Source organism: Xylanibacter rarus, from assembly GCF_001275135.1.
GTDB classification, from domain to species: domain Bacteria; phylum Bacteroidota; class Bacteroidia; order Bacteroidales; family Bacteroidaceae; genus Prevotella; species Prevotella rara.
The window spans coordinates 1-1,048 of the sequence record NZ_LFQU01000078.1; the positions used below are offsets into that span (position 1 = coordinate 1).

General features: G+C 43.7%; 1 protein-coding gene. It reads right to left on the reverse strand.

Annotated features, from left to right (window positions below):
- Nucleotides 1-50 precede the first annotated feature (50 nt).
- Nucleotides 51-602 carry an REP-associated tyrosine transposase gene (locus ACU52_RS14550; RefSeq protein WP_053399328.1) on the reverse strand — a complete coding sequence of 184 codons (552 nt, stop codon included), beginning with the start codon at nucleotides 600-602 and terminating at the stop codon, nucleotides 51-53.
- Between the last annotated feature and the right edge of the window lie 446 nt (nucleotides 603-1,048).

A 1,048-nucleotide genomic window follows, 5' to 3' on the forward strand; every position in this document is an offset into this window, starting at 1 on the left:
CCTTTAACTCCTTTAACTACTAAAAAAATTGAGGCTGATGTTCAGTTTATTCACACAGCCAACACTTCAACGCTCAGCAAGCCAGTGCCGCCGTCATAGTCTATGGCCGAACTGTAGAGATAATCGGCCGGACGGCTTACATATTCCTGTCTTACCGGATTGTCGTGTATGTATCTCAGCTTTTGCTTAAAGAAGTAAGGCGTTGCTATCTGTTCCGGGTGGTAGCCGTCTTGCCAGAAACGGTATTTAGATGTCTTCGTGTCGTTTGCGGCTGCAAAGCCAAACTGACTTAGCATCCATTCCCTGCGGCTCTCCTGCATGTCGTCTTGCAGTTCGGCTATTATCCGTTTGCTTGTATGTTTTTTAAAGTCGCGCATGATGTCGGCCACGCTCTCGTTCGATTCACTGCGCACTATTGCGTGCAGATGGTTACTCATCAGCACCCATGCATAAATTATCAGTCCCTTGTGCTGCCGGCAATAGTCTAGCGACTCCAACACTATATGCTTATACTTTGGCCGTGTGAAGATGTCTATCCAGTTGACAACGGTTGTTGTTATAAAATATACTTCATCCTGTATTATGCCTTTTGCGTTGTTCATGATATATCCGTCGTTTTGCAGTTAACAAAACAAATATAAGCTTTATTTGGCTTATATTCAAATGTTTGCATCACATTTCTGCATTATTTCTCAACAATCATGCCATGTCAGTTAGCTTTTTGCTGTATGTTCCGCTGTTATTGGGTCTTGTTGCTGCATATCGTTGCCTGAGAGCCACAAGGGTAATGTTCTCCGTCGGCATGGGCCGGCACAATAGCTTTGTTGGTTATGCCGCTTGTAGGTATCTTCTGTTGTTTGGAAACCACAAGACTAATGTTCTGCCGGATATGCTATCCGGCTGTATCGAATATAAGGATCTGCGATCCGAAAAACATACCTATAAATCAAAAAATAGGAAGTAAGCGGATTGAAAATCCTTATACTCAATTCCGGCAGATTGCAAATCAGCCGGCACATTAGTCTTGTTGCTACATATCCGTCGGCAC